Raw genomic sequence first — 24,308 nt, 5'->3', positions numbered from 1 at the left:
ACCCACCGGTGGGCGTTCCGATCACGCGTCGCGCGCAGCGCTCAGGCGCCGGCGGGGGTGGTGCCGGTCCGGGGCAGGTCGTCGGCGTCCACGATGGAGTACGCGTACCCCTGCTCGGCCAGGAACCGCTGGCGGTGGGCGGCGAAGTCGGCGTCCACCGTGTCGCGCGCCACCACGGTGTAGAAGCGCGCCGTGCGACCGTCGGCCTTGGGGCGCAGCAGGCGGCCCAGGCGCTGGGCCTCCTCCTGGCGCGACCCGAACGAGCCCGACACCTGCACCGCCAGCGCCGCCTCCGGCAGGTCGATGGAGAAGTTGGCCACCTTGGAGACCACCAGCACGTGGATCTCCCCGGTGCGGAACGCCTGGAACAGGCGCTGGCGCTCGGCCACCGACGTCTCGCCGGTGATGACGGGCGCGTCCAGGCGGTCGCCGATCTCCGCGAGCTGGTCGAGGTACTGGCCGATGACCAGCGTCTGCTCGCCCGGGTGCTGGCGCAGCAGCTGCTCCACCACCCGGGTCTTGGACGACGACGTCGCGCACAGCCGGTACTTCTCCTCCGGCTCCGCGGTGGCGTAGGCCAGCCGCTCGCCGTCGGGCAGCGTCACCCGGACCTCCACGCAGTCCGCGGGCGCGATCCAGCCCTGCGCCTCGATGTCCTTCCACGGCGCGTCGAAGCGCTTGGGCCCGATGAGGGAGAACACCTCGCCCTCGCGGCCGTCCTCGCGCACCAGCGTGGCCGTCAGGCCCAGGCGGCGGCGGGCCTGCAGGTCCGCGGTCATCCGGAAGATCGGCGCGGGCAGCAGGTGCACCTCGTCGTAGACGACCAGGCCCCAGTCGCGGGCGTCGAGCAGCTCCAGGTGCGGGTAGACGCCCTTCCGCTTGGTGGTCAGCACCTGGTAGGTGGCGATGGTGACCGGACGGACCTCCTTCTTGGAGCCCGTGTACTCGCCGATCTCCTCCTCCGTCAGCGAGGTGCGGCGCAGCAGCTCCTCGCGCCACTGCCGCGCGCTGACGGTGTTGGTGACGAGGATGAGCGTGGTGGCCTTCGCCTTGGCCATCGCGCCGGCGCCGACGATCGTCTTGCCGGCCCCGCAGGGCAGGACGACGACGCCGGAGCCGCCGTCCCAGAAGCCGTCCACCGCCTGCTGCTGGTAGGGGCGGACGTGCCAGCCGTCCTCGGCCAGGTCGATGGGGTGCGCCTCGCCGTCGACGTAGCCGGCGAGGTCCTCCGCGGGCCAGCCGAGCTTGAGCAGCACCTGCTTGAGGTTGCCGCGCTCGGAGGGGTGCACCAGCACCGACTCGCGGTCGAGCCGCTCGCCCACCAGCGGGGACACCTTCTTGGAGCGCAGCACCTCCTCCAGCACCGGCACGTCGGTGGTGTGCAGGACGAGGCGGTCGCCGTCCTTCTCCAGGCGCAGGCGGCCGTACCTGTCCATCGTCTCGGCGACGTCGACGAGCAGGGCGTGCGGCACCGGGTAGCGGGAGTGCTCGATGAGGGCGTCGACCACCTGCTCGGCGTCGTGGCCCGCGGCGCGCGCGTTCCACAGGCCCAGCGGGGTGATCCGGTAGGTGTGGACGTGCTCGGGGGCGCGCTCCAGCTCCGCGAACGGCGCGATGGCCTTGCGGGCGGCGGCCGAGGTGGGGTGGTCGACCTCGAGCAGCAGCGTCTTGTCGCTCTGGACGATGAGGGGGCCGTCGGTCACCGCAGGCCCAACGCCGTCCCGGCCGGGATGCTTCCCGCGCCGCAGGTCGGGGAGGTCACACCGACACCCCGCCGGCTCCGCCGGAGCCCCCGCCCTCGCTGAAGCCGTAGCGGGCCAGCAGGACACCGCCCACGACGACGAGCAGTCCCAGCACCACGGTCATCACCCCGAAGACGATCCACCCGGTCCGCGTGAGCCTGCGCGCACCTGACGGGTCGCTCCCGCTGCGGGCCAGTGCGACCACCGACAGGACCGTCGGGATCACGTACATCACCAGGCCGACGACGGTCCAGGACAGGGCCAGCGTCAGCAGGCCGGACAGGACGACGAGCACGATCGCGCTGGTGGGCGCCTGGCCCCGCGGAGCCGCCGAGGCGGGCACGCCCGTGTAGCCGTGGCCCTGGGGCGCCTGGCCGTACCCGGGCGGGGGGCCGTAGCCGGAGGGCCCGTACCCGGGCGGCGGCGGGTAGGCGGCGAGCGGGCCATCGGGCTGCGGGGGAGCGGGCTGCTGCTGCGCGGGCCAGCTCGGTCGGGCCCACCCGCCGGTGTCGCGATCGTGCACCGACGGCTTGACCGGCTGCTCGCCCGCGGGGGCGTCCCACGACGAGTGGTGCGGGTCCTGGGTCACGTGCGTCCTTCCCGAGGCAGAGCAGTCCTCCCACGCTAGTCGCGGACGCGTCGCGCAGCGTGCTGCGCGGCCGGTGGTCAGTCTCGTCTCCCCGGACCGTTCGCCTGAGCAGGATCGACGGCCCTCGAGCGGTCAGGCCAGGGCGACGCCGCTGATCCGGTGCACCGACATGGTCCGCACCTGCCCGGACTCCGCGTCCAGCGCCGTGACCAGACCGCCGTCCACGGCCACCGGGGACAGCTGGCGCACCACGAGGCGCCCGGCCGCGTCGGAGGTGCCCACCCACACGGCGCGCCCGGCGCTCGCGGCGTCGCGCAGCGCCGCCAGCGCGGACGCCGGGTCGGTGGCGGTGAGCGCCGGCGGACCGCCGCGCCCGTCGGCCTCGGCCGCGGCGCGGCGGACCGCCTCGGTGTCGCCCGAGCGCAGGCCCGCGACCACCCCGGCCACCTGCCCCGGGGTCGGGGCCGGCGGGTCTCCCGTCACGGGGCGGGGCACCTGGCGCGGCGGGGTGCGCCGGGCGCTGGGGGCGTGCAGGACGACGTCGCCGTCGCCGCCCTCCACCGCCGGCGCCAGCCCCAGGGAGCGCAGGACCTCCAGCACCGTGGCGGGGTCCGCCTGGGCCGCGGCGACCGTCGGCGCGAGCCGGCGCAGCCGCAGCGGCGCGGCGGCGCGGGCGGTGAGGACCTCCGCGAGCGCGGCCTCGTCGTCGCTGCGCAGGTAGGAGGACGCCACGCCCACCCGCAGCCGCCCGTGGCGGCGGGCGACGTCGCGCACGAGCACCTCCAGCGCCTGCGGCACCGGGGTGGCGGAGGCGCCGCGCAGGAACGCCAGCACGTCGTCGCCCGAGCGGCCCACGTCCATCGCGCGGCGCACGGAGGAGGCCGTGAACCGGTAGACGGTGGCGCCGCCGCGGGAGTCGACGTCGGCCACGAGCGCCAGCTCCAGCGCCACCGGCCGCACGAGGGGACCGGGCGCGACGGCGGTGAGGTCCGCCTGCAGCAGCACCTGCTCGACGGGCTCGGGCAGGTGGCGCGCGAGGACGCCGGCGGGGTCGCCGTCGAGCAGCGCCCGGCCGTGCTCGGCCGCGGCGCCCAGGGCGAGCGCGCCCAGCCACGCGCCCTCCCGCAGCGCCCACGCCACCAGGCGCGGTGCCAGCGCCCCGGCCCGCCGGGGCGCCTGCCAGCGCACCCGCTCCAGCAGCGCCGCCTCGCTCGCGCCGGTGCCCGGCTCGAGCGAGGCCAGGGCCTCCAGCACCGCGCGGCGCACGGGGGCGGCGGTGGTCCGGTCGAGGTCGTCGGACAGGGTGGTGCGGGCGGCGCCGCGCGCGTCCTTCTCGCCCACCAGGCCCGGGACGCGGGAGGTGCGCAGCCAGGCGCCGGCCAGCGCGGCCCAGCGCTGCGGCACGCCCAGCTCCAGCCACTCGTCGGAGGCCGGCGTGGGCGCCCAGGCGGCGTCGGCCTCGCCGTCGTCGCCGACCAGGCCGGCGGCGCGGGCCAGCTCGGCCCAGAACGCGGCCTGCTCGCCGTCCACCTCGAGGCGGTCGGCGAGGCGCTTCAGCTCGCGCACGCCCAGCCCGCCCGCGCGCAGCACCGGCGGCGGCGCGGCGCTCCAGGCGGTGAGCAGCGACTCCACCAGCCGCACCGCCTCCGCGGCCTGCCCGGCCGCGGCGCCGTCCACCAGCGAGGGGCGCCGCGCGGCGCCGGTCGACGGCGGCGGGGTCAGCGGCGGCGGCTCGTCGTCCAGCCCGGCGAGCACGGCCCCGCCGCGCAGCGCCACGGCCACCTCGCGGGGCAGCACCACGTGGCCGGGCCCGGCGGCGGCCAGCAGCCCGCGCGCCAGCAGCCACTCCAGCGGCGTGGCCGCCTCGGCGGTGCGCACGGAGCGGTCGGCGCCCGCCACGGCGCCCGTCGGCGGGCCCCACGTGAGCCGGTCGAGCAGGTCGCGGGAGGCGGCCGGGGCGGTCTCGAGCAGCGCGCGCAGCCGCTCCGGGTCCGACAGCAGCGCGCCCACCGCGTCGAGGTCGGCCACGGGGTCGCCCGCGCTGGGCAGGCCCAGGTCCTCGGCGAGCTCGCGGACGCGCTCGGGGGAACGGGTGCCCAGGGCCTCCCGCAGGGTGGCGCCCAGACCGGCCGGGGTCGGGCCGAGCACGTCGGCGGCGGTGCGGACCGGCCGCAGCGCGGCGTCGGGGCCCCACACCAGCGCCAGGGCGCGCAGCCGGCGCAGCGGGGGGAGCACCCGCGCCCGGGGCGCGGCGCAGGCCCGGACCAGGGCCGGCAGCCCCACCGGCTCGGCGGCGGCGCCCGCCAGCGCCACGAGCGCCTCGAGCACCTGCAGCTGCGGGGTGGTGAGCCTGTCGACGGCGCGCTGGGTGCTCACGCGCGTGCTCGCGCGCGCCGCCAGCGAGGCGGTGTCACCGGGGACCGGGGCGGCGAGGTCGGGGCGGCTCAGCAGGAGGTCGGTGAGCGCGTCGTCGTCGCGGGAGCGCAGGTCATCGGCCAGGGAGCGGGGGGCCGGCACCGGAACACCGTACGCGGGGAACGGCGTTGACCCGCCCCGGTAGGCTTGCTGCCCGGGCCGCAGAGACGCTCACCAGGCCCCCACCCACCGACACGAGAGTCCTGAGGTCCCACCGTGCCCACTGGCAAGGTCAAGTGGTTCGACGCCGAGCGCGGCTTCGGCTTCCTCGCCACCGACGACGGCGAGGAGGTCTTCCTCCACGCCTCCGCGCTGCCCGCCGGCACCGCGACCGTCAAGCAGGGCGCCCGCCTGGAGTTCGGGGTGGCCGACGGCCGCCGCGGCAAGCAGGCGCTGTCGGTCAAGGTGCTCGAGCCCGCGCACTCCGTGGCCGCGGCCCAGCGCAAGCCCGCCGAGGACATGGTCGGCATCGTGGAGGACCTCATCAAGGTGCTCGAGGGCCTGTCCGGCCAGCTGCGGCGCGGCCGCTACCCCGACCGCGCCAGCACCGGCAAGGTGGCGGCGGTGCTGCGCAAGGTCGCCGACGACCTCGACGCCTGACCGGCCGCCAGGCCGCCCGACCGCTCGCCCGACTGGAGGACCCGTGCCCGCCACGCGCACCCGACGCCCCGTGCTGGACGCCGTCGCCGCGGCCGCCGTCGACCTGGCCCGCGGGGCCGCCGAGGACGTCTCCCGGGAGACCTCCGGCGGTCCCGCCACCGTCGGCGAGCACCTCGGCGCGGTGCCGGAGGGCGACCGCGTGGTGGTGCACCGCTTCGCCTCCACCGACCCCGGCTACCGCGACTGGGCCTGGACCGTGGTGGTGGCCCGGGCCTCGCGCGCCAAGACGGCCACGGTCAGCGAGGTGTCGCTGCTGCCCGAGACCGGCGCGGTGCTGGCCCCGGCCTGGCTGCCGTGGGACGAGCGGCTGCGCCCCGGGGACGTGGGTCCGCACGACGTGCTGCCCCGCATCGTCGACGACCCCCGCCTGGAGCCCGGCTACACGGCCGTGCCCGGCACCCGCCCGGACGGCGGTGACGGCGAGGCCGACCAGGACGAGGCCGACCGCGTCGCCCTGTGGGAGCTGGGGCTCGGCCGTGCCCGCGTGCTCTCCGCCGAGGGGCGCGACGACGCCGCCACCCGCTGGTACACCGGCTCCCACGGACCCACCGCCGAGCAGGCCCGGGCGGCGGCGGCGCCGTGCGCCTCCTGCGGCTTCTACCTGCGCCTGGCCGGTCCGCTGAGCACGGTGTTCGGCGTCTGCGCCAACGAGTGGTCGCCCTCGGACGGGCAGGTGGTCTCGGTCGACCACGGCTGCGGCGCCCACAGCGAGACCGACCAGGTGCTCGAGCCGGAGCCGCGCGGCTCGCTGGTGCTCGACGAGCGCGGTGTCGACCCCGTCTGACCTCCCCGCTGACGGGTCCGACCCGTTCGGCGCGGCGGCGCTGCGCCGCGCCGTCCTCGACGCGTGGGCGGCCTGGCCGGACCGGCTCCGCGAGGACGCCAACGCCGAGGAGGACCTGGTCCTCGGCTCCTACCGCGACCGCGCGGTGGTGGAGCTGGCCCAGAACGCCGCCGACGCCGCCGCGCGCGCCGGCCGGCCCGGGCGGCTCGTCCTGCGCCTCGAGGACGACGACGCGCGCCCCCGGCTGCTCGCGCTGAACACCGGCGCACCGCTGGACGCCGACGGCGTGCGCGCGCTGGCCGCGCTGCGGGCCTCCGCCAAGCGCGCCGGCGCCGGGCCGACCGGGCTGACCGGGCGGTTCGGGGTGGGCGCCGCCTCCCTGCTGGCGCTCGGTGACGACGTCACGTGGACCTCGCGGACCCACGGGGTCCGCTTCAGCGCCGACCTCGCGCGCGCCGCCGCGGGCCTGCCCGCGGGCGGGCCCGTGCCGGTGCTGCGGCTGCCGTTCGCCGTGGACGCCCCCGGCGACGTGCGCGCGCTGCTGGAGGCGGAGGGCTGCGACACCGCCGCCGTCGTCGTCCTGCGGGACCGCGGGACGGTCGCGGCGGCCGAGGCGGCGCTGGAGGCCGTGGACGACCTCCTCCTGCTCGCCCTGCCGGCGCTGGCCGAGGTGGCGGTGCAGCTGCCCGGACGCGCGCCCCGCGTGCTGCGCGACGTCGACCTGCGCTGGCACCGGGTCGGGCGCCGCGGGTCCTTCGAGGCCTGCGAGCTGGCCGGGCTGGGCGCGGAGGAGCGCGAGCGCGCCCAGCGCACCGGCTGGTCGGTGGCGTGGGCCCGGCCCCGCGGCGGTGGCGAGCGGGAGGTGCGGCTGCCCGGGGTGCTGCTGGCGCCCACCCCCACCGACGAGCCGCTGGACCTGCCCGCCGTGCTCGTGGCCGACCTGCCCCTCGACGCCGGCCGGCGCCGCGTGCCCGACGGTCCCGCCGCCCACCGCGCGCTCCGCGAGGCCGGGGCGGCCTATGCCGCGCTGCTCCAGGAGCGGGCGCTCGCCGGGGAGGACGTGCTCGAGGCCGTGCCCGTGGGCCTGGCCGCGGGGTGGGTGGACGCCGCGGTGCGCCATGCGGCGGTGGACGCGCTGGCGGGTGCGCCGGTGCTGCTGCCGGTCGAGGCGGGGGGACCGCTGCGCCCCGACCGGGCGCAGGCCCTGGACGACGGACCGCTCGCCGACGACCCGACGGCGCTGGCGGCGCTGGCGCCCCTGGTCGCGGGCCTGGTCGCGGCCCCGCGCCGCGCCCGCGCCGCCCTGGAGGTGCTGGGGGTGCGCCGGGTGGGCCTGGCGGAGGTGGCCGAGGTGCTGCCCCCGGAGCCCGCCGCGTGGTGCGCGGCCGCCGCCGCGCTGGCACCCGCCGCGCTCGACCCGGCCGCCCGCGAGCAGCTGGCCGTGCTGCGGGTCCCGCTGGCGGACGGGCGCACCGCCGCCTCCCCCCGCGGCGTGCTGCTGGCCACCGGCGGGCAGACCCCGGCGCTCGCCGACCTCGCCGACGCCGGTCTGCGGCTCGCGCACCCGGTGGTGGCCGCCGAGCCCGCCGCCGTCCGGCTGCTCACCGCGCTGGGCGCGCAGCCGGCGGGGGCCCGCGAGCTGCTGGCCGCCCCCGAGGTGGCCGCGCTGGTCGAGGACCTCGCCGACGACGACGAGCGGGTGGACCACCTGCTGGCGCTGGTCGCCCGCGCGGTGGCCGAGCAGGGGCTGGCGCCCGGCGACCTGCCCGCGCTCACCGAGCTGCCGCTGCCCGCGAGCACCGGGGAGGTGCTGCCCGCCGCGGGCCTGGTGCTGCCCGGCTCTCCCGCGGCCGACCTGCTCGACCCCGACGAGGTGGCCCCCGCCCACCCGGACCTCCTGGAGCGCTGGGGCGCCCCCGTGCTCGCCGCGGCCGGTGTGGCGGGCTCGCTGGCCCTGCTGGTGCTCGGCGAGGTCGACCCCCACGACCCGCCGACAGCGCTGCTCGACGCGGCCGGCGGCCACGAGTGGCTCGAGGAGGTCCTGGCGCGCGCCGGCGACGGCGCCACCGCCACCGACGTGGTGCTGGTGCGCGACCTCGACCTCCTGCGCGAGGGCGCCGAGGGGGCGCTCCTGGACCACCTGGCCACCGTCCCCGCGCTGCGCGCCGCCGTGCTCGACCCGGTGCGGGTGGTGCGCCCGGACGGCACCGCGCTCGACCTCGCGCCGCCGAGCGCCGGCTGGCTGCGCTCCGAGCTGGGCCTGGCCGGCTGCGCGGGACCCGGCTGCGCCCCCGGGCTCGCGGCCGTGCTGCCGCCCGCACCGGCCTGGGCGCGGGGCGCGGACGCCGCGCTGGGACGGGCCCTGGGCCTGGTCGCGGACGCCGCCGACCTCGACGCGCGGGGCTGGCAGCGCGTCCTCGACGGCGCCGCCGACCTCGCCGACCTCGCCGAGCGGGGGCAGGCGCCACCGCTGGACATCACCGCCCTGCTGCCGCTGTGGCGGGCCCTGGGCCGGGCCGCCGCGGACGACCCCGCCCTGGTCACCGCCCTGGCACCGCCCACGCACGTGCTCGCGCTGGACGCCGGTGGAGCCGTCGTCGCGGTCCCCGCCGAGCGGGCGGTGGTGGTGGACGACCCCTGCTGGTCGCAGCGCACCGACCTGGGCGCCCGGCTGGTGGCGGGCGCCGGGCTCGTCCCCGCTCTGGCGGACGTGCTGGACGTCCCCCTGTGCAGCGAGCTCGCAGCAGGCAGAGTGGACCCCGTGGGGCGCAGCTCGACGGCCGACGTGCCGCCGCGGGTGCGCGCCGCGCTGCCCGGCTGCCCGCGCCGCTGGACCGAGCACGACGCGCTCACCGTGGACGGCGCCCCCGTGGCGTGGTGGGTCACCGGGCGCGGCGAGGACGCCGACGTCCGGGCCACCACCCCCGACGGCCTGGCCCGGGGCCTCGCGCTCGCGGCGGGCCGGTGGGAGTCGCGGGCGCTGGTGGCGGAGCTGCTCGCCGCGCCGGGCCGGGCGGCCGCCGCGCTGCTCGAGGACGCCGCCGGGGCGCGGCCGTGACCCGCCGACCGCGCCCGGTGGCGCTCGCCCTGGCCGGCGCCCTGGCCGGGGTCCTCGCGGTGTCGGGGTGCAGCCCGACCGGGGCCGACCCGGACCCGGCGCCGACGTCGGCCGGCGCCGCGACCACGGGCGCGGACGGCGTGGTGCACACCCCCGGGACGGCGGTGCTGGCCTTCGCCGGGGACGTGCACTTCGAGGGCTCGTCGTCGTCCACCACCGACCTCGGCAGCGCCTTCGACGTGCTCGCGCAGGCGGACCTGGCGGTGGTGAACCTCGAGACCGCCGTCACCCGGGGCGGGACGCGGGCGGACAAGCAGTTCACCTTCCGGGCCCCGCCGCGGGCGGTGGCCGCGCTGGAGGCCGCCGGGGTGGACGCCGTCAGCGTGGCCAACAACCACGGCATGGACTACGGCACCACCGGCCTGCAGGACACCCTCGAGGCCGGTCGCGCCGCCGGCCTGCCGGTGCTGGGCGCCGGCGACGACGTCGACGAGGCGTTCCGGCCGCTGCGCCTGGAGCCGCAGGGCGTGCCCGTCTCCGTCATCGCCGCCACCGACGTGCTCGACTCCTCGCTGCAGACCGCCTGGACGGCGACGTCGACCAGACCCGGCCTGGCCTCCACCAAGGACAGCGACCGGCTCCTCCGGGACGTCAGGAGCGAGGCGCAGGCGGGACGCGTGGTCGTCGTCGTCCTCCACTGGGGGACCGAGCGGGTGCAGTGCCCCACCGCGCGGCAGCGGTCCCTGGCCGCCGACCTCGCCGAGGCGGGCGCGGCGGTGGTGGTGGGCAGCCACGCCCACGTGCTGCAGCCCACGGCGCAGGTCGGCTCGGCGTTCGTGGCGTACGGGCTCGGCAACTTCCACTTCTACGCCCAGCCCGGCAACACCCTGGGCACCCAGACCGGCGTGCTGACCGTGCAGGTGGGCCGGGACGGCGTGCAGGGCAGCCAGTGGCACCCGGCCACCATCAGGTCCGGGAAGCCGCAGCTGCTCACCGGCGCGGCCCAGACCGGCGGCGCCCGCGGTGCCGACGAGCTGGCGCAGCTGGGCCGCGACTGCGCCGCGGGCACCCTCCCGTCCGCGCCGCAGCAGGGCGCCGGTGGCCAGGACGGGGACGACGGCGGGGACGACGGCGGCGCCTCGCCCTCGGTCACCGCGTCCCCGACGGGCACCCCGTCGGCGACGGCGTCCGCGACGGCGTCGCGCTCGGCGGAGCCGTCCCCCGCGGTCAGCCCGTCGGCGCCGACCGGGTCGCCGACGCCCGCGCCGTCGGCCTCGGCCACGGGCTGAGCCCCTCCGGCCAGGACGGGGGCGTCAGCGGCGCTGCCGCCGGCGGCCCTCCCGCGCCAGGGCCGCGACGCCGAGCGCCGCACCGGCCGCGCACGTCCACAGCCACCAGGTGCGGCCGGTGCTGCTCAGCCAGCCGTGCGCGAGGACCGCGACCACGAGGAGCACGAGCCAGCCGGCGGTGATGACGCCGAAGGGGCGGCGGTCGTCCGCGGGAGGGGCGGAGGGCGCGGGCCGTCGCTCCTCCCGCCTGAGGTAGAACCGCACCCGACCAGGGTAGGTGCGGACGTGAGAAGCGTGAGGAGCGTGCGGAGCGGGTGAGCGGCAGGTCCAGCTGGTGCTTCTCCAGCGATCACGGAGGGTGCCGGTTCGCCGCGTGCGCGTGCGCCTGCCACACCGGTGCGGTGGCGCGGGTGGAGGCGGTGGCGCCCCGGCCGGTGCTGGCGGGGCCCCAGGGCGAGCTCTCCTTCGCGGACAGCATCGACGGCTCCACCGACGACGTGGCGACCGTCGCCTTCTCCCTGCGGGGGCAGCGGTACGAGGTCGACCTGTCGCGAGAGCACCGGGAGCAGCTGCGGGCCGCCCTGGCGCCGTTCGTGGCGGCCGCCAGGCCCGCCCGGGAGTAGCCGCCGGGAACAGGTTTCCTCGGGCTACCATTAGCAACAGTAATGACCTATGCTCATCACGTGACCCCGGCAGCCGCTCCCGAGCAGCGGGTGGCCCCCACCCGGTGCCGGCCCGCCCCGCTGGCCGCCGAGCTGCGCGTGGGCGCCATGCGCCTGGCCCGCCGCCTGCGCCGCGAGCGCAGCAGCACCGACATCACCGACGCCCAGTACTCGGTGCTCGCCGGGCTGGACCGCCGCGGCCCGCAGTCGCTGCGGGCCCTGGCCGACCACGAGAACGTGCAGCCGCCGTCCATGACGCGCACGGTCACCGCGCTGGAGGAGGCGGGCCTGGCCCGCCGCACCCCGCACCCCGACGACGGGCGCCAGCTGCTCGTCGTCCTCACCGAGGCGGGCACCCGCCACGTCCACGAGACGCGCCGCCAGCGCGACGCCTGGCTCGCTGAGCAGCTCGCCGCCCTGAGCGCCGACGACCGCGCCGTCCTCGCCCGCGCCGCCGCACTCCTGCAGGAGATCGCCACCCGATGACAGTCCTCACCAGCACCGGCCGGGCCCTCGCGCCGACGTTCCGCTCGCTGACCGTCCGCAACTACCGGATCTGGGCCGGTGGCGCCATCGTGTCGAACGTCGGCACGTGGATGCAGCGCGTCGCCCAGGACTGGCTGGTGCTCACGCAGCTGACGAACAACAGCGCCGTGGCCGTCGGCATCACCACGGCGCTGCAGTTCGGCCCGCAGCTCGTGCTGGGCCCGCTGACCGGCGCCGTGGCCGACAGGTTCCCCCAGCGCGCGGTGCTCGCGGTGACGCAGGCGCTCATGGGTACCTGGGCGCTGCTGCTGGGCCTGCTCGTGGTGCTCGGCGACCCCCAGCTGTGGCAGGTGTACGTGCTCGCCGGCCTGCTGGGCGTCACCAGCGCCTTCGACGCCCCGGTGCGCCAGACGTTCGTCACCTCGCTGGTCCCTCCGGCCATGCTGGCCAACGCCGTGGGCCTCAACAGCGCCTCCTTCAACGGGGCCCGGCTCATCGGCCCCGCCGTCGCCGGCCTGCTCATCGCCGCGGTGGGCACCGGGTGGGTCTTCCTCATCAACGCCGCCACCTTCGCCGCCACGTTCGGCTCGCTCATGCTCATGCGCCGCAGCGAGCTCGTACCCGCTCCCCGCCGCAAGCGGGGGCGCGGGGCCACCCGCGAGGGCCTGGCCTACGTGCGCAGCCGGCCGGACATCGTGCTCATCCTGCTGGTGGTGGGCCTGGTCGGTTCGTTCGGCATGAACTTCCAGATGACCACCGCGCTCATGGCCCGGGTCGAGTTCGGGCTGGGGGCGAGCAGCTACGGCCTCCTCGGCTCGATCATGGCGATCGGGTCGCTCACCGGCGCGCTGCTGGCCGCCCGCCGCGAGAAGCCGCGGCTGCGCCTGGTGGTGGGCGCGGCGACCGCGTTCGGCGTCTTCGCCATCATCGCCTCCGTGATGCCCGGCTACTGGACCTTCGCCGTCGCCCTGATCCCCGTGGGCCTGTCGGCGCTGACCCTCATGACCGCCGCCAACGCCACCGTCCAGATGACCACCCCGCCGGAGCTGCGCGGCCGCGTCATGGCCCTCTACATGGCCGTCTTCGCCGGCACCACGCCCCTGGGGGCGCCCCTGGTCGGGTGGGTCGGCGAGGTGGCCGGGCCGCGCTGGTCCATCGCCGTCGGCGGGATCGCCGCGCTGGTGGCCGCCGCCGTCGTCGTCCTGGTCGTCTCCCGCCGCCAGGAGCTGCACGTGAGCTACCGGCTGCACGAGCGGCCCCACCTGCTGGTCGAGGTCGGCTCGGCGCAGGAGCCGGTGCCCGCGGGTCTGCGCGAGGCCGCCTGATGGCGCTGGTCGAGCTGGCCGAAGCCACGGGCGCCCTGCGCGCCGCGCTCCTCGACGAGGGGTTCGTGCGGGCCACCGCCGCGGGCCGGCGGCGCGGCGTCGAGGTCCCCCAGGACGCGCCGGAGCGCGTCGAGGTGCGCCCGGTGCTGCTGCGCGGCGCGCGGCACGCCCAGGTCACCGAGCGCACCGGCCCGGTGGTGCGCACCCGCAACCTGCGCGTCCAGGCCCCCCTCGGACCCGCCGACGACGCTGCCCTCGACGCGCTGCTGGCGCTGCCCTTCGCCACCTGGCACGCCGAGACGGCCGCCGGCGCGGTGCAGGTGCAGGTCACCAAGAAGGGCCTGGCGACCGTCGGTCGCAGCGCCGCCGCTGCTGCCGGGCCCACCGCTGGTGCGGCGGGGGCGCTCGCCAACGACCGCGCCAAGCAGCACCTGCTCGACCCCGACGACCCGCTCTTCGCGGTGCTGGGCGCCGGCGGCGACAAGCGCCGCCAGGTCGACGCCTTCCTGCGCCAGCTGTCGGCGGCCCTCCCCGACGACCTGGCCTCCGACAGGCCGCTGCGCGTGGTCGACCTCGGGTGCGGCAACGCCTACCTCACCCTCGCCGCGCAGCGCTGGCTCGCCGGCCGGCCCGCCGGCGCCCGCACCGTGGGCGTCGAGCTGCGCGCCGACCTCGTGCAGCGCTCCACCGAGCGCGCCGCCGCTGCGGGCGTCGACGGGCTCACCTTCACCGCCGGCACCATCGCCGACGCCGACCCGACGCCCCTGCTGGGCGGTCCTCCCGACGTCGTGCTGGCCCTGCACGCCTGCGACACCGCCACCGACGACGCCCTCGCCCGCGCCGTCGCCTGGGGGTCCCCGGTGGTGCTCGCCGCGCCCTGCTGCCACCGCGACGTGCAGCGCCAGCTGGTGGCGGCCGGCGCGGGCACGGCGTCCTCGTCCCTGCCCGCGGCGCAGGACGCGCTGGTGTCCTCCCCGATCCTGCGGGAGCGCTTCGCCGACGTGCTCACCGACTCGCTGCGCGCCGCCGCGCTGCGCGCGCACGGGTACCGCACCGACGTGGTGGAGTTCGTCGACAGCAGGCACACCCCGCGCAACGCCCTGCTGCGCGCGGTGCGCCCCGCCCGGCCCGAGCCGCCCGCGGCGCGCGAGGCCGCCCAGCGCGAGCTGGAGGAGCTGGCGGCGTCCTGGAGCGTGCGCCCCGTCATCGCCGACCGCCTGGCCCCCTGAGGGAAAAGCAGAGGCGGGCTGTCGGAGGGCGGTTGTAGCGTCACAGCGGCCCCTCCACCGGAGCCGTCCCCGCCCCCCGCCTCCTGGAGGTCCTCCCGTGCGCGAGCACGCGCCGCTGACGTGGCGCCGCCTGTCCGGCTGGGGCAGCACCGTCGCCCTGGCGCTCGCCGTGCTCGCCGCGGTGGCCGAGACGATCGGCACGGTGGTCGCCGGGTCCCTCGCCGACGGCCCCACCACCCCCGCGGTGGCGCTGCTCGCCGTGCTGCTCGTCGGCTCCGCCGTGCTCGACATGGTCGGCCGCACGGGCTTCTCCACCGTCGTCGGCCGCGCCGAGGGCCAGCTGCGCTCGGACCTGCTCGACGCCGCCCTGCGCCAGCCGCTGACCGCCCTGGAGTCCCAGGGCGTCGGCGAGCTGCTCGACAGGGTCGACGACGACACCCGCCAGCTCGCCCAGCTGGTCCGCCAGACCGGCTGGCAGCTGGGCCGCGCGCTGCTGCGCTCCGTGCTCGCCTGGGTGGTCGCGGGGCTGACGTTCTGGCCCGCGTGGTTCGCGTTCCCGCTGGTCGCGGCGCTGGCGTACGCGTGGGTGCACAAGCTCACCCCGGTGGTCGCCGCGCGCAAGACCGAGGAGGAGCTCGCCTGGTCGGACTCCGCCACCCAGCTGGAGGAGTCCGTCGCCGGCCGCGACGACGTCCGCACCTCCCTGGGCCAGGCGCACGTGCTCGCCCAGTTCTCCGCGCGCTCGGCGGAGGTCCTGCGCCGCTGCGCCCGCACCTGCCGCGCCGCCACCGCCGTCGGCCTGCGCACCGGCCTCGTGCTGCACGCGCTGCTCGCCGCCCTCGCCCTCGCGGGCGTGTGGCTGGTCACCGGCGGCCAGCTGGGGCTCCCGCTGCTCATCACGCAGTGGCTGCTCGTCACCACGTTCGTGGGCCGCCTCGGGGAGGTGGCCAACCACCTGCCCGAGGTGCAGGAGGGCCTGGGGGCGCTGACCCGCATCCGCTCGCTCATGGCCGCCGAGCGCGAGCCCGCCGACGGCGCGCCCGTGCCCGCCGCGACCGGCGACCCGGTGCGCGACGGCGTGGAGGTGCGCGGCCTGCGCTTCACCTACGGCGAGGGCTTCACCCTGGCGATCGACTCGCTCGTGGTGCCCGCCGGCACGTCGTGCGCGGTGGTCGGGCGCAGCGGCGCGGGCAAGTCGACCTTCGCCAAGCTGCTCTCCCGCGCCGTGGAGCCGCCGCCGGGCACCGTGCTGGTCTCCGGCCAGGACGTCGTGGCCACCGAGCTCGGCTCGCTGCGCCGCGCCGTCGGCGTGGTCACCCAGCGCACCGAGGTGCTCGCGGCCACGCTCGCGGACAACATCACCCTCTTCGCCCCCGTCCCGCGCGAGCGCGTGGAGCGCGCCCTGGCCGACCTCGGCATCAGCGAGTGGGTCGCCTCCCTGCCGGACGGGCTCGACACCCGCCTGGGCGCCTCCGGCGCCACGCTGAGCGCGGGGGAGGAGCAGCTGGTCGCCTTCGCCCGCCTGCTCGTGCGCGACGTGCGCGTCGTCGTCCTCGACGAGGCCACCGCCCGCATGGACCCCCAGACCGAGCAGCTGGTCACCCGCGCCTCCCAGCGCCTGCTCGCCGGACGCACCGGTGTGGTCATCGCCCACCGCCTATCCACCACCCGCTGGTGCGACGCGGTGGCCGTGCTCGACTCCGGCCGCCTCGTGCAGCACGGACCCCGCGCTGCGCTGGCCACCACGATCGGGCCGTTCCGCGACCTCCTCGTGGCCTCCGGCACCGAGCGCCCCCGCGGCACGGAGCCGGCGACGACGACGAGCGCGGCCGGCGTCAGCGGCTCCGCGACGGCCGTGCTCCTGGCTCCCGCGGCGGCGTCGTCCGCGCTCGTGACCCGGCGCGAGCGCCGCGACCCGCGCCCGGTGCCTCCGGCTCCCCGCCCGAGCCTGGCGCGGCACGTGGCGAAGCTGCTCGTGGTGCACCCGCAGTGGGGCCTGGTCGGCACCTTCGCCTTCCTGGCCGTCACGATGCTCGGCGCCTACGGCGCGCTCACCGGGTGGGCCTGGGGGCAGCTGGTGGTGGCGCTGGGGTCCGGCGGGCGGCCGTGGGCGCTCGCCGTGCTCGCGGCCACCTGCCTGCTGCTCACCCCCGTGGGCATCGCGCTCGCCTTCCGCGTCTACCCGATGTGGTGGTCGGCGGCCACGCTGCGGCTGCGCCTGGCGGTGCTGCGCGGCCAGACCGAGCAGCGCCGCCTGCGCCGCACGCCCCCCGGCGAGGTGGCCGCGCGCGCCCTCGACAGCGACCGCCTCATCATCTACGTGGACCGCTGGGTCGACGTCTTCATCGGCGCGGCCGCGGTGCTCGCCACCGGCCTGTTCAACGCCAGCCCCACGGCGTCGCTGGTCGCCGGCGGGGTGCTGGCGCTGTCGGCGCTGACCGCCGCCGCGGGAGCCCCCGCCGCCGGCCGCGCCGGGCGGGCGGCCGGCGACGAGCGCGCCCGCTTCGGCAAGGAGCTGGTGAGCACCCTCGAGGCCGTCCGCACGGTCAAGCTGGCCGCGGCCGTCCCCGCCGTCCAGGGGCACCTGCAGGTGGTCGACGCGCGCCGCGTCGAGGCCAGCGTGCGCGAGCAGCGCATCCGCAGCCTCCTCGAGGGCGTCCCCGGCGTGCTCGTGCAGGTCGGCGTGGTCACCGCCTGGGTGCTGTTCCTCACCGGGGTGTGGGGCCTGGGCACCGCGCTGGCGGTCTCGACGGCCGTCTCGGGCTTCGGGTGGTTCGGCATCGTGGCGGGCGCCGCGGTGGTGGAGATGCCCATCGCCCGGACCTGGCTGCGCGCCGCCAGCGAGCTGTCGGGGCGCGCGGACCTCGTGGTGCTGCCGCCGTCGGTGGACCTCGTCACGGGAGCGGCCCCCGCGCCCGAGCCCGCCGGCCGGGTGGCGCTGCGGCGGCTGCAGCTCGAGGGCGTCACCGCGGTCCACGACGACGGCACCGTCGGCGTGCGCGACGTGTCGCTGTCGGTGGCGGCCGGGTCGCTGGTGCTGCTGGTCGGCCGGGTGGGCTCGGGCAAGTCCAGCCTGCTGTCGGCGCTGGTCGGCCTGGTCGACCACGAGGGCGCCATCCGCTGGAACGACATCGAGGTCGGCGACCCGCAGCTGTTCCTGCGCCCCGGCCAGGTCGCGCACGTCGCGCAGGTCCCGCGGGTGCTCTCGGGCACCTTCACCGACAACGTCACCCTCGGGCACGACAGGGGCTCGGTGAGCCTGGGCAGCGCCCTCCGCGACGCCCGGCTCGACCGCGACGTCCGCGAGGCCGGGGGCACCGGCGCGCTGGTCGGTCACCGCGGCGTGCGGCTGTCCGGCGGGCAGGTGCAGCGGCTCGCGCTCGCGCGGGCGCTGGCCACCGAGGCCGAGCTCGTCGTCGCCGACGACGTCTCCTCCGCGCTGGACGCCAAGACCGAGCTGGAGCTGTGGTCGGCGCTGCGCGAGCGGGGCGCCACCGTGGTGGGCTGCAGCGCCAAGCGCAGCGCCCTCGCGCTGGCCGACGTCGTCGTCGTCCTCGAGGACGGCGAGGTGGCGGCCACCGGGCCCTGGGCGGAGCTGTCCGAGGAGTGGGGCCACCTCGCCGGGTGACGCCCCACTCCTCGGGCGGGTCAGGAGAGGGCTTCCACCACGTGGTCGACGCAGGCGGTCAGCGCGGAGACGTCGTGCGGGTCGACGGCGGGGAACATGCCCACGCGCAGCTGGTTGCCGCCCAGCCCGCGGTACGGCTCCACGTCCACCACGCCGTTCGCGCGCAGCACCGCGCGGACGGCGGCGGCGTCGACCGACGGGTCGAGGTCGATGGTGCCGACCACCGGTGAGCGCAGCGTGCGGTCCCGCACCGCAGGGCGCGCGTACTGGCTGGCCTCGGCCCACTCGTACAGCCGCGAGGCGGACTCCGCCGACCGCGCCGCCGCCCACTCCAGGCCACCCCTGTCGAGCATCCACTCCACCTGCTCGGCGAGCATGAGCAGCGTCGCCACCGCGGGCGTGTTGACCGTCTGCTCGCGGCGGCTCTCCGCCAGCGCGGCGAGCAGGTCGAGCGAGCCCGGCACCCAGCGGCCCGGCTGCAGCTCCTCGGCCCGCGCGAGCGCCGCGGGGGAGAGCAGCGCGAGCCACAGCCCGCCGTCGGACCCGAACGACTTCTGCGGCGCGAAGTAGTACGCGTCGGCTGCCGCGACGTCCACCGGCACCCCGCCGGCCGCGGACGTCGCGTCGACGAGCACCAGCGCGTCGTCGTCGTCCGTCAGACCGCGGGGACGGACCACCGGCAGCACCACGCCGGTGGAGGTCTCGTTGTGGGGGTAGGCGTAGGCGTCCACGCCCGGCTCGGCCTCCGCGGTGGGCGCGCTGAACGGCTCCGAGCGGCGCACGTCGGGCGCCTCCAGGAACGGCGCGGCCGCCGTCGCCCTCGCGAACTTCTCGCTGAACGCCCCCAGCACCAGGTGCTGCGCGCGCTCGCGGACCAGGCACGTGGTGGCGACGTCCCAGAAGGTGGTGGAGCCGCCGTTGCCGAGCACCACCTCGTAGCCCTCGGGCAGGGAGAACAGGTCGGTCATGCCTGCTCGGGTCCGGGCGACCAGCGAGCGCACGGGCAGCTGGCGGTGCGACGTGCCCAGCACGGTGCGGCCGACCCCGGCGATGGCGGCCACCTGGTCGTCACGGACCTTGGACGGTCCGGAGCCGAAACGGCCGTCGCGGGGCAGCAGCGACGGCGGCACGGTGATGGTGGGTACACCCGCCGCAGCGGCACGTGAGCTGGACGTGTCGGAGGAGGTCACGGCGTGCATCCTGCACCGTGTGGAGAGCACGGACGTGAACAGCGAGCTGGCGGAGCACCGCGTGGACTACTCCGACGAGGGCCTGGACGCCGCCGACCTCGCCCCCGCGCCGCTGGAGCAGTTCCACCGCTGGTGGGACGCCGCCGCCGCCGACCCGCGCATCAGCGAGCCGAACGCCGTGGTGCTCGCCACGGTGGACGCCGGCGGCCTGCCCGACGCGCGCACGGTGCTGCTCAAGGGCGCCGACGAGCGGGGCTTGGTCTTCTACACCAACCTCGGCTCCGCCAAGGCCCGGCAGCTGGCCGCCGCCCCGCACGCGGCGCTGGTGCTGCCCTGGCACCCGCAGCAGCGGCAGGTGCGCGTGCGCGGGGACGTCGAGCAGGTCAGCCGCGAGGAGAGCGCCGCCTACTTCGCCTCCCGCCCGCGCGGGTCGCAGCTGGGCGCCCACGCCTCCCAGCAGAGCGCGCCGGTGGCCTCGCGGGAGGAGCTGGCGCGCGCCTACGAGGAGGCGGCCGCCCGCTTCCCCGAGCCCGACCCGGTGCCGCTGCCCGACGGGTGGGGCGGGTTCCTCGTGCGGCCGGTGGAGGTGGAGCTGTGGGTGGGCCGGCGCTCGCGCCTGCACGACCGGCTGGTCTACCTCTCGGTGACCGGGGAGCCGGCGCCCCTGGACGACGCCTCTGCCTGGCGCGTCGTCCGCCGCCAGCCCTGAGTCAGAGGGTGAGGGCGAGCTCCACGGCCAGCACGGAGCGACCTTCCCAGCCCGGGGCGTCGCGGCGCACCACCTGCTCGTAGACCTTCTCGGCCTGCCGGCGCACCGGGACGTCCGGGTCGAGCGCGCGGAAGTACTCCTCGTGCAGCGCCAGCGCCGCGATCCCGGCCTCCACCGTGTCGGTGATGTCGACGACGTGCGTGGGGGAGGTGCTGTTCGCGACGACGACGCGGCGCACGCCCTTCCACGGGGCGAAGCCCTCGTGCCCGAGCTCGGGGAAGATCCAGCGGTTGGCGGCGTCGGCGACGGCGTCGAGCACCGTGCGGCCCAGGGCCCGGTGGTCGGCGGAGTTCCACGTGCCCGGGCCCCAGGTGTCGTGGTGGTTGGTGGTGACGACGAGGTGCGGGCGGTGCTGGCGGATCGCGCGGGCGATGTCGCTGCGCAGGTCGAGGCTCTCGGTGAGGCGGCCGTCGCGGTGGTGGAAGAACTCCACCTCGCGCACGCCCACGGCGCCGGCGCTCGCCAGCTCCTCGGCCTCGCGCAGCGGCCCGGCCTTGGCCGGGGGGACGGTGTCGATGCCGGCCTCGCCGGAGGTCGCCATGGCGTAGACCACCTGCTTGCCCGCCGCCGTCCAGCGGGCCACGGCCGCCGCGGTGCCGTACTCGACGTCGTCGGGGTGGGCGACCACGCACAGCACCCTGTCGAAGTCCTCGGGGAGGCCCGGCAGCGCGGCGGGGGAGGCGGGGGCGGCGTCGCTCACCCCGCCATCGTGGCCGACGAACCCGGCGCGGAAAAACCCTCGACGCTCCGCGGAACCGGACGTAGCGTGGAGGCACACGGGAGAGGAGGTGATCCGAGAAGTGGTTGTTCTTCGGACGCGTGAGGTGACTGCCCGCTAGCCGTCAGGCAGCGTGAGCCACCCGGACGGCCTGCTAGTCCCAGGCAGTCACCGGAGCCCGCGGGAGTCGCGCCCTCGTCCAGCGCGACGCCCCCTCCAGGTCGGAGGGGAGCCCGCGGGCTCTTCCACGCCCTGGGAGGCGACGGGGACGCCTCTGACAGGTGCCTGGGGCACCATGGACACCGATGTCCGCGCTGCTCCTCGACACGGCCCCGCTGCGCTCCTCCCCGGAGTACCGGCGCCTGTGGGTCGGGCTCACCCTCGCCGGCGTCGGCAGCCAGCTCGGCGTCACCGCCGTCGCGCTGCAGGTCTACGACCTCACCGGCTCGTCCTTCGCCGTCGGCCTGGTGGGCCTGGTGTCCTTCGTGCCCCTCGTGGTGCTGGGCCTGTACGGCGGCGCACTGGTCGACGCGCACGACCGCCGCCGCGTGGTGGTGCTCTCCTCGGGGGCGCTGCTGATCGCCTCGGTGCTCATCGCGGGCCAGGCGTGGCTGGACGTCGGCTCCGTCGGCCTGCTGCTCGGGCTGGTGGCGCTGCAGAGCGCGGCGTTCGCGGTGAACTCCCCGGCGCGCACCGCGATCATCCCCATGCTCGTGCCCGCGGAGCAGCTGCCCGCCGCCAACGCCCTCGGCACGCTGTCGATGAACCTCGGCGTCACGGTCGGCCCCCTGGTGGGCGGCCTGCTGGTCGGCTCGGTCGGCTTCGGGCCCGCCTACACGATCGACGTGGTCACCCTCCTCGTGGCGCTGGCCACCGTGCTCAGCCTCCCGCCCCTGCCCCCGGTCGGCGGGGCGCGCCGGGCGGGCCTGGCCAGCGTGCTGGAGGGCCTGCGCCTGCTCAAGGGCTGGCGCAACGTCCGCATGACGTTCCTGCTGGACATCTGCGCGATGGTGCTCAGCCAGCCGCGCGCCCTGTTCCCCGCCGTCGGCGCCGTGCTCATCGGGGGCGGGGCGACGACGGCCGGCGTGCTCGCCTCGTCCGTGGCCGTCGGGTCCGTCCTCGCCAGCCTCGTCTCGGGTCCGCTGGGCCGCGTCCACCGCCACGGGGTGGCCATCGCGGTGTCGGTGGCGGCGTGGGGCGCCGCGATCGTGGCCTTCGGCCTGGTGCTGCTGCTCGCCGCGCCCTCGTCCTCGGGGGCGGCGGGATCCGTCACCACCACAGCCGTGCCCTGGACGTCGTGGCACCTGTGGGGGGCGTGCGCCGCCCTGGCCGCGGCCGGCGCCGCCGACGCCGTCAGCTCGGTGTTCCGCCAGACCGTGCTGCAGTCCGCCGCGCCCGACTGGGCCCGCGGGCGCCTCCAGGGCGTGTTCATCGTGGTGGTGGCCGGCGGTCCCCGCCTCGGCGACCTCGTGGCTGGAGCCGACGCGGACGCCCTCGGGGAGGCGCTCGCGGCGGTGGTCGGCGGCGTGGCGTGCGTGCTCGCCGTCGTCGTCCTCATGGCCTGGCAGCGGGGCTTCCTGCGCTACGACGCGCGCGACCCCGTCCCGTAGCGTCCGGGGCGTGGCAGACCTCGACGACCGGCTCGGCGCCGTGCTGGCCGAGCTGCCGCTGAAGGAGATGGAGGGTGCGCTGCTCACCGCGGCGCTGCTGCGCGCCGCCGAGCCCCTCGACGCCGCGGGAGCGGTCCGCAGAGCGGTGGAGCTCGCCGCCTACGCCCACCGGGACGCCACCCGCGGCCGCCGCGGCCCCCTCCCGCGCGACAGCTACGTCACCCACCCCCTGCGCGGGGCGCTGAGGCTGCACCGCTGGGGCGTCAGAGACGTCGACGTGCTGGTGGCGGCGGTGCTGCACGACGTCGTCGAGGACGCCGCCCCGGCCCTGCTGGAGGTGGCGGGCCTGCCGGCCACGGCGAGCGCGCTGCGCGACGTCATCGCCCCGGCCTTCGGGGCGCGCGTGGCGGCGGTGGTCGAGGCGGTGAGCAACCCGCCCGGCCCGCGGCCCGCGGACCCGGAGGCGCGCCGGCGCGCCTACCGCGAGCACGTGCTGGAGGCCGTGCGGGGTGACGCCGCCGCGCTGCTGGTGAAGACCAGCGACCTCTACGACAACGCCGGCTCGCTGCACCACCACGCGAGCGAGCACCCCGAGCAGGTGCGCCGCCTGGCCGCCAAGTACGCGCCGCTGCTGGGCCCGGTCCGTGCCGAGCTCGCCCGGGTGCGGCCGCTGCCCGAGGACTCCCTCGAGCAGCTGCTCACCGACCTGCGCGGCATCGAGGAGGGGCTCGAGCAGCTGCTGGGCGCCGGCGCCCAGCGGGCAGAGAGGCCGGAGCTGCCCTAGTTTCCCGCCGTGATCACACGCTCGGGAACGGTGGCGGGCGGCGGCGCCCTGGTGAAGCGGCTGCGCCGGGCCAGGCTGCGGACCACCCCCGACCTCGTCTCGGGCTTCTGGTTCCTCACGAGCCTCGTCTCGCTGACAGGACCGGTGCTCGCGGTGGCGGTGGTGGCGGTGGACAAGGCGCACGGGGAGGCCGGGGTCTTCCCGACCCTCTACATCAGCCCCGACTCGGCCCGGACCATCCTGGGGTCGATCTCCGGCTCGTTCATCACCATCGCGAGCCTCACGTCGTCACTGACGATCGTCACCCTGCAGCTGCTCTCCAACCAGTACACGCCGCGCACCGTGCGCGGCTTCCTGTCGTCCCGGCTGTCGCAGGTGGTGCTGGGCAGCTTCATCGCGATCTTCCTGTACTGCCTGGTCGTGCTCGTGACGGTGCGGGCACCGGCCGACGAGAACGACCCCTTCGTGCCCTCGCTGGGCGTGCTGCTGTCCATCCTGCTGACGGTGGTCGGGATGGTCCTGCTGGTCGTCTTCATCCACGCCATGTCGCAGACCATCCAGGTCTCCACGATGGCGGCCCGGATCGCCCGCACCACTGCGGCGGCGGTGGCCGGCCTCCACGGCGCCGACCCGCACGCCGAGCCCGGGGCAGCGGCCGGGCCCGGACCCCTGACCGGGGGCGGCGAGGTGAGGTCCACCCGCACCGGGTACGTGCGCGGTGTCGACCTCGACGAGCTGCTCGACCGGCTCGACAGGCCCGGCGGGCCCGGTGGGCCCGGTGGGCGAGCGCTGCGGGTGACCTACCTCGCCGCCCCGGGGGAGTTCGTCACCCCCACCACCGTCCTCGCCCGGGTGGAGGGCCCCGGCGGTGCCCCGGACGACCGGGCGACGGCCGCCGTGCGCGCAGCCGTCGTCGTGGCGCGCGAGCGCGAGCTGCGCGCCGACCCCGCCTTCGGGGTGCGGCAGCTGGTGGACATCACGCTGCGGGCCCTCTCCTCGGGCATCAACGACCCCAGCACGGCGATCACCTGCCTCGGCTACCTCAGGGCGCTGCTGGAGGACATCGCCGCGCGCGACCTGCCGCCCTCCACCACGGTCGCGCGCGGACAGGTGAGCGTCACCGCTCGCCTGCCCACCTTCGAGGACTACCTCGAGCCCTACCTCGAGCTGACCGGGTACGCCGGTGCCGACGTGCGCGTCACCTGCGCCCTGCTCGACGGGCTCGCGTCGGTGGCCCGGTGCGCCCGGGACGACGAGCGCCGCCACCACGTCGAGCACGTGCGCGAGGAGTTCCGCCAGGTCGAGCTGGAGGGCGTGCGCATGCCCCGGGACCGGCAGCGCCTGGCCCGCTGACGGCCCGCGGGGCACCC

General features: G+C 77.4%; 19 protein-coding genes. 13 read left to right on the top strand and 6 right to left on the bottom strand.

The features are described from left to right. Nucleotides 1-41: 41 nt before the first annotated feature. From H7K62_RS15535 to H7K62_RS24110, 3 genes are all read right to left on the bottom strand, one after another. Nucleotides 42-1,703, bottom strand: coding sequence for a DNA repair helicase XPB (locus H7K62_RS15535; protein ID WP_186719953.1), 1,662 nt, complete (start codon nucleotides 1,701-1,703; stop codon nucleotides 42-44). 55 nt (nucleotides 1,704-1,758) lie between these two features. Beyond that, complete coding sequence (locus H7K62_RS15530; RefSeq protein WP_186719951.1) at nucleotides 1,759-2,331, bottom strand: hypothetical protein; 573 nt, start codon at nucleotides 2,329-2,331, stop codon at nucleotides 1,759-1,761. Between the two features lie 132 nt (nucleotides 2,332-2,463). Next, a complete protein-coding gene (locus H7K62_RS24110; protein WP_186719949.1) occupies nucleotides 2,464-4,848 on the bottom strand; it encodes a helicase-associated domain-containing protein in 2,385 nt (794 codons plus the stop codon). A 114-nt stretch (nucleotides 4,849-4,962) separates the two neighbouring features. Here H7K62_RS24110 and H7K62_RS15520 point away from each other — a divergent pair, with 114 nt between their 5' ends. From H7K62_RS15520 to H7K62_RS15505, 4 genes are read left to right on the top strand one after another with little or no spacing between them, the layout of a single operon-like run. After that, nucleotides 4,963-5,346 (top strand): cold-shock protein, encoded by a 384-nt coding sequence (locus H7K62_RS15520; RefSeq protein WP_186719947.1) that lies wholly within the window; start codon nucleotides 4,963-4,965, stop codon nucleotides 5,344-5,346. A gap of 43 nt (nucleotides 5,347-5,389) precedes the next feature. Then, entirely contained in the window at nucleotides 5,390-6,190 is an 801-nt protein-coding gene (locus H7K62_RS15515; RefSeq protein ID WP_186719945.1) for a DUF3027 domain-containing protein, read from the top strand. Continuing rightward, complete coding sequence (locus H7K62_RS15510) at nucleotides 6,174-9,248, top strand: sacsin N-terminal ATP-binding-like domain-containing protein (protein WP_186719943.1); 3,075 nt, start codon at nucleotides 6,174-6,176, stop codon at nucleotides 9,246-9,248. Before H7K62_RS15515 ends, H7K62_RS15510 begins: the two co-directional genes overlap by 17 nt. Further along, nucleotides 9,245-10,537 (top strand): CapA family protein, encoded by a 1,293-nt coding sequence (locus H7K62_RS15505; RefSeq protein WP_186719941.1) that lies wholly within the window; start codon nucleotides 9,245-9,247, stop codon nucleotides 10,535-10,537. Before H7K62_RS15510 ends, H7K62_RS15505 begins: the two co-directional genes overlap by 4 nt. Nucleotides 10,538-10,561: 24 nt before the next feature. On the opposite strand, the gene H7K62_RS15500 is transcribed toward H7K62_RS15505, so the two are convergent. Further along, entirely contained in the window at nucleotides 10,562-10,801 is a 240-nt protein-coding gene (locus H7K62_RS15500; protein ID WP_186719939.1) for a DUF2530 domain-containing protein, read from the bottom strand. A 50-nt stretch (nucleotides 10,802-10,851) separates the two neighbouring features. Between H7K62_RS15500 and H7K62_RS24105 the strand changes: the two genes are divergently transcribed. The 5 genes from H7K62_RS24105 (at nucleotide 10,852) to H7K62_RS15475 (ending at nucleotide 17,867) form a co-directional block, all read left to right on the top strand. Then, nucleotides 10,852-11,160: an Lsr2 dimerization domain-containing protein gene (locus H7K62_RS24105; RefSeq protein WP_222437696.1), complete on the top strand. Its 309-nt coding sequence runs from the start codon at nucleotides 10,852-10,854 to the stop codon at nucleotides 11,158-11,160. Nucleotides 11,161-11,220: 60 nt separating this feature from the next. Further along, nucleotides 11,221-11,685: a MarR family transcriptional regulator gene (locus tag H7K62_RS15490; RefSeq protein WP_222437695.1), complete on the top strand. Its 465-nt coding sequence runs from the start codon at nucleotides 11,221-11,223 to the stop codon at nucleotides 11,683-11,685. Beyond that, on the top strand, nucleotides 11,682-13,010 hold the full coding sequence (locus tag H7K62_RS15485; RefSeq protein ID WP_186719935.1) for an MFS transporter: 1,329 nt from the start codon (nucleotides 11,682-11,684) through the stop codon (nucleotides 13,008-13,010). Before H7K62_RS15490 ends, H7K62_RS15485 begins: the two co-directional genes overlap by 4 nt. Further along, a complete protein-coding gene (locus H7K62_RS15480) occupies nucleotides 13,010-14,239 on the top strand; it encodes a class I SAM-dependent methyltransferase (RefSeq protein WP_186719933.1) in 1,230 nt (409 codons plus the stop codon). Before H7K62_RS15485 ends, H7K62_RS15480 begins: the two co-directional genes overlap by 1 nt. Before the next feature lie 97 nt (nucleotides 14,240-14,336). Further along, the gene (locus H7K62_RS15475) at nucleotides 14,337-17,867 is read left to right on the top strand and encodes an ATP-binding cassette domain-containing protein (RefSeq protein WP_186719931.1); all 3,531 of its coding nucleotides are present in this window, start codon (nucleotides 14,337-14,339) and stop codon (nucleotides 17,865-17,867) included. A gap of 20 nt (nucleotides 17,868-17,887) precedes the next feature. On the opposite strand, the gene serC is transcribed toward H7K62_RS15475, so the two are convergent. Next, on the bottom strand, nucleotides 17,888-19,066 hold the full coding sequence (gene serC / locus H7K62_RS15470; RefSeq protein ID WP_186719929.1) for a phosphoserine transaminase: 1,179 nt from the start codon (nucleotides 19,064-19,066) through the stop codon (nucleotides 17,888-17,890). A gap of 10 nt (nucleotides 19,067-19,076) precedes the next feature. On the opposite strand from serC, the gene pdxH reads away from it, so the two are divergent. Continuing rightward, the gene (pdxH, locus tag H7K62_RS15465; protein WP_370591802.1) at nucleotides 19,077-19,766 is read left to right on the top strand and encodes a pyridoxamine 5'-phosphate oxidase; all 690 of its coding nucleotides are present in this window, start codon (nucleotides 19,077-19,079) and stop codon (nucleotides 19,764-19,766) included. Nucleotide 19,767: 1 nt separating this feature from the next. Here the strand turns inward: pdxH and H7K62_RS15460 are convergent, their stop codons facing one another. Then, a complete protein-coding gene (locus tag H7K62_RS15460; protein ID WP_186720143.1) occupies nucleotides 19,768-20,493 on the bottom strand; it encodes a PIG-L deacetylase family protein in 726 nt (241 codons plus the stop codon). Nucleotides 20,494-20,849: 356 nt separating this feature from the next. Here H7K62_RS15460 and H7K62_RS15455 point away from each other — a divergent pair, with 356 nt between their 5' ends. The 3 genes from H7K62_RS15455 to H7K62_RS15445 are packed head-to-tail and all read left to right on the top strand — an operon-like array spanning nucleotide 20,850 to nucleotide 24,291. Beyond that, the gene (locus tag H7K62_RS15455; protein WP_186719926.1) at nucleotides 20,850-22,154 is read left to right on the top strand and encodes an MFS transporter; all 1,305 of its coding nucleotides are present in this window, start codon (nucleotides 20,850-20,852) and stop codon (nucleotides 22,152-22,154) included. 10 nt (nucleotides 22,155-22,164) lie between these two features. Then, complete coding sequence (locus H7K62_RS15450) at nucleotides 22,165-22,938, top strand: HD domain-containing protein (RefSeq protein WP_186719925.1); 774 nt, start codon at nucleotides 22,165-22,167, stop codon at nucleotides 22,936-22,938. A 9-nt stretch (nucleotides 22,939-22,947) separates the two neighbouring features. Next, nucleotides 22,948-24,291: a DUF2254 domain-containing protein gene (locus H7K62_RS15445; RefSeq protein ID WP_186719924.1), complete on the top strand. Its 1,344-nt coding sequence runs from the start codon at nucleotides 22,948-22,950 to the stop codon at nucleotides 24,289-24,291. Nucleotides 24,292-24,308: the final 17 nt, after the last annotated feature.

The organism is Quadrisphaera sp. RL12-1S (genome assembly GCF_014270065.1).
Classification (GTDB): Bacteria; Actinomycetota; Actinomycetes; order Actinomycetales; family Quadrisphaeraceae; genus Quadrisphaera.
This window is presented reverse-complemented; position numbering and strand designations above follow the sequence as displayed.